Annotated in this window: 2 protein-coding genes; one reads left to right on the top strand and one right to left on the bottom strand. The window is 75.6% G+C overall.

Annotation, left to right across the window (positions count from 1 at the left end; genetic code table 11):
- Positions 1-41: 41 nt before the first annotated feature.
- Positions 42-413 (bottom strand): aspartate 1-decarboxylase, encoded by a 372-nt coding sequence (panD, locus tag V7793_RS34205; RefSeq protein WP_336013592.1) that lies wholly within the window; start codon positions 411-413, stop codon positions 42-44.
- A gap of 307 nt (positions 414-720) precedes the next feature.
- Between panD and V7793_RS34200 the strand changes: the two genes are divergently transcribed.
- Positions 721-4,244 (top strand): type I polyketide synthase (locus V7793_RS34200; protein WP_336013590.1); only part of this gene is annotated, 3,524 nt, incomplete at its 3' end.

Here is a 4,244-nt window from a genome sequence, read left to right as displayed (position 1 = left end):
GACGGCTCGGACGGCTCGGACGGCTCAGGCGGCTCGGACGGTCAGACCGACGGGTCGTCGCCGACGCTGATCGCCTTGTTCTCGCCGTCGACGAAGACCACGCGCGGCTTGAGGTCACGGGCCTCGGCGTCCCCGACCGAGGCGTAGGCGATGATGATCACGATGTCGCCGGGGGCGACGAGCCGGGCGGCGGCGCCGTTGATGCACACCACGCCCGAGCCCCGCTCACCCTCGATCACGTACGTCTCGAGCCGCGAGCCGTTGTTCACGTCGACGATGTGCACCTGCTCGCCGGGCAGCAGGTCGGCCTGCTCCATCAGCACGGGGTCGAGCGTCAGGGAACCTATGTAGTTCAGGTCGGCCCCGGTGACCGTCGCGCGGTGGATCTTGGACTTGAGCATGGTACGCATCATGGAGAACTCCTGGAATGTCTGCTCCCTGCCTGCTCATGCAGGTCAAGGGCGGTCATGGCACCCTACAACGACTCACGGGGACACGGACGGCCCGGCGCCCGGGCGGACGCATGCCCCCGCCCGCCGGGGTCGTGCGCCGGGCGCAGGAGCCCGACCGCCGGAAGGCAGTGCTCCACCGCCCCGGCTTGAAGCGCCCCGCGCCCTGTCAAACGAGTGAAACCGGCGGGTAGTTCACTATCGGCGGCGAGGCCGGAAAGGCCTCTGGTTCCGGCTCTGCCAGGCTCGTCTCCCCGTGCAGGAGTGGTCCATGGAGCACACCACCGCCGCCCGGTCCGTCGCACCACCCGATCCTTCCGTCCCCCTGGCCGTCGTGGGCGCGGCCTGCCGCCTGCCCGGCGGCATCACGGACCTCGGCGGGCTGTGGACCGCCCTCGCCGAGGAGAGAGACCTGATCAGCCCGGCCCCGCCGGCGGACCGGATCGACGCGGCCCGCTTCTGCGACCCGGACCTGGAACGGCCGGGCAAGGCGTACACGATGGCGGGCGGCTACCTCGGGGACGTCTCCGGCTTCGACCCGGAGTACTTCGGGATCTCGCCGCGCGAGGCCCGGCACATGGACCCCCAGCAGCGGATGCTGCTGGAGATGGCGGCCGAGGCGTTCGACGACGCGGGCATCGACCCGGCCGGCCTGGCCGGCTCGGACACGGCGGTGTTCGTCGGCATCAGCGACATGTCGTACGGCGGCCTGCAGATGGCCCGGGTCGAGGAGATCACCGCGTACGCGATGAGCGGCTCGGCGCTGTCGATCGCCGCGAACCGGCTGAGTTACGTCTTCGACCTGCGGGGCCCCAGCATCGCGGTGGACACCGCCTGTTCCTCCTCGCTCACCGCCGTGCACCAGGCGTGCGAGACGCTCCGCTCGGGCCGCAGCCGGGTCGCCCTCGCGGGCGGCGCGAACCTGCTCCTCAGCCCGTACCACTTCGTCGGCTTCTCCCGCACGCTGATGCTCTCGCCCCGCGGGCGCTGCGCGACGTTCTCCGCGGGGGCCGACGGCTACGTGCGGGCCGAGGGCGGCGGGATCGTGGTCCTCAAGCGGCTGCCCGACGCGCTCGCGGACGGCGACCGGGTGCACGCGGTGATCGCGGGCAGCGGGGCCAACTGCGACGGCGGCACCTCGGGGATGACGGTGCCGAGCACGGAGATGCAGCAGCGGTTGCTGCGGGAGGTGTACGAGCGGGCCGGGACCGGGCCCGACCAGGTGCTGTACTTCGAGGCGCACGGCACGGGCACCCCGGTCGGCGACCCCCTGGAGTGCCGGGCGGTCGGTGCGGCGCTGGGCGTCCGGCGGACGAACGGGCCGCTGCCGATCGGGTCGGTGAAGACCAACATGGGGCACGCGGAGCCCGCTTCGGGGATGGCCGGCCTGTTCAAGGGGATGCTGGTGCTCCGGCACGGCCGGATCCCGGCCTCGCTGCACGGCGACCCCCTCAACCCGGAGATCGACTTCGCGGGCCTGAACCTCTGCCCGGTCGGCGGCATGCGCCCGGTGGCGGCCTGCGACGGCGGCGTGGTGGGCGTGAACAGCTTCGGCTTCGGCGGTGCGAACGCGCACGTGGTGCTGGGCTCGGCGCCGCAGCGCCGGCGCGCGGCGGTTCCCGCGCGGCAGGGCCCGCTGCCGCTGGTGGTGTCGGGGCGCACCCGCCGGGCCCTGGCCGAGGCCGCCCGGGCGGTCGCCGCCCACGTGCGGGACGTGCCGGAGGAGGACTTCTACGACCTGTGCTGGACCGCCTCCCGGCGGAGGACCCGGCACCCGTACCGCGCGGCCGTCCTGGCCGGCGGCCCGCAGGACGCGGCCGGGCAGCTGGAGGCCCTGGCCGGGGACGAGACGGCGCAGGCCGCCGCCTCCGTGCACGCCGAACGGCCGCCCTCGGGAGGCGTCGTCTTCGTCTTCTGCGGCAACGGCACGCAGTGGCCGGGCATGGGCGCCGCGCTGATGGCGCAGGAGCCCGTGTTCCGCACGGCGGTCGAGGAGACGGACCGGCACCTGGAACCGCTGCTGGGCTGGTCGGTGGCGGAGCTGCTGGCGGAGGGCCCGCAGGAGGAGACGGCGGAGCGGATGGCGGAGCGGATGGCGGACACCGCTTTCGCCCAGCCCGCGCTGTTCGCCTTCCAGCTCGGGCTGGTGGCCCTGCTGGCCGAGTACGGGACGGTCCCGGCCGCCGTGCTGGGGCACAGCGTCGGCGAGGTGGCGGCGGCGTGCGTGAGCGGGGCGCTCGACTTGCCGGGCGCGGCCCGGGTGGTCGCCGAACGCAGCCGGGCGCAGGCCGCGACGGCCGGGAGGGGCCGCATGGCCGCGATCGGGCTGGGCGAGGAGGAGGCCCGGGCGGCGATCGCGGCGTACGAGGGGCTGCTGGAGATCGCGGCCGTCAACAGCGCCCGGGACGTGACCGTCTCCGGGCAGGCCGCGGCGCTGCGGTCGCTGGGCCGGGAACTGGCCGCACGGGAGGTGCCGTTCCGTGAGCTCGGCATCGACCACGGCTTCCACAGCGCGGCGATGGACCCGGTCGAGGCGCCGCTGCGGGCGGGGCTGGCAGATCTCGTCGCGCACCGGCCGCGGGTGCCGATGTACTCCACGGTGTCGGGCGGGACCGTCACGGACGGGCAGCTGGACGCCGCGTACTGGTGGCACAACGCCCGCCGGCCGGTGCGGTTCGCGGAGGCGGTGGCGCGGGCGGCGGAGGCCGGGCTCGCGGCCGTGGTGGAGATCGCCCCGCAGCCGGGGCTGGCCGGCGCGCTGAGCCGTATCGCTTCCGAGACCCCGGGCGGCCCGTTCCCCGTCGTCTCCCCCGTGACCCGCGACAGGTGCGACGGGGCGGCCGTGCGCCGGGCCGCCGCGCGGCTGCTGGCCGCCGGGGACGCCGGGGCGGCGGAGCGCTGGTTCCCCGGGCCCGGCTCGGTCGCCGACCTCCCCCCCTACCCGTGGCAGCGCGAGCCGTACTGGCACGGCACACCGGAGTACTGGGTGCGCACCAGCGGCGACGGGGTCCTGGTGCACCCGCTGCTCGGCGAGCGCGCACCGGTGCTGGAGCCCACGTGGCACATGCCCGTCGAGCGCACCCGTACCCCGTGGCTGGCCGACCACCGCGTCGCCGGGTCCGTGGTGATGCCCGCGACCGGGTTCGTGGAGCTGGCGCTGGCCGCCGGGCGGGAGGCCTTCGGCGGCCCGGCCGAGATCGACGACCTGGAGATCGCCCGCGCCCTGCCCCTGGCCTGGGACGCGGCGATGGACGTGCGCCTGACGACGTCCTTGAGCGACGAGGACGGCATCGTCCGCGTCGCCAGCCGCACCGGCGACACGGGCGGCTGGCGGCTGCACGCCCGCGGCCGGGTCCTGCGCGCGAGCGCCGCCCGGCCGGAGCCGGTGGACCTGGCCGGGGTGCGGGAACGGCTCACCGGCCGCACCGGCGGCGAGGAGCACTACGCGGCCCTGGCCGCGGCGGGTCTGGCCTACGGCCCGGCGTTCCGGGTGCTGCGCGAGCTGCACACCGGGGACGGCGAGGTCCTCGCCGCCTACCACTGCGACCCGCCGGACGACGGCTACGGCGGTTACGTGGTCCATCCCGCGCTGCTCGACGGCGCCTTGCAGGCGGGGGCGCCGCTGCTGGCGGACGCGGAGACCGGCTACCTGCCGTCGGGAGTGGACGGCGTCCGCATGTGGGCGCGGCCGGCCGCCGACGGGCTGGTGCACGTACGGCAGCGCTCGCGCACCGCGCGCGAGGCCGTGTGGGACGTGACGGTCACCGGCGAGGACGGCGCGGTGGCGCTGGAGCT

This window comes from Streptomyces sp. KLMMK, from assembly GCF_036961605.1.
Classification (GTDB): Bacteria; Actinomycetota; Actinomycetes; order Streptomycetales; family Streptomycetaceae; genus Streptomyces; species Streptomyces telluris.
The sequence above is the reverse complement of the archived record's forward strand: the minus strand, read 5'-3'. Positions and strand labels throughout refer to the sequence as shown.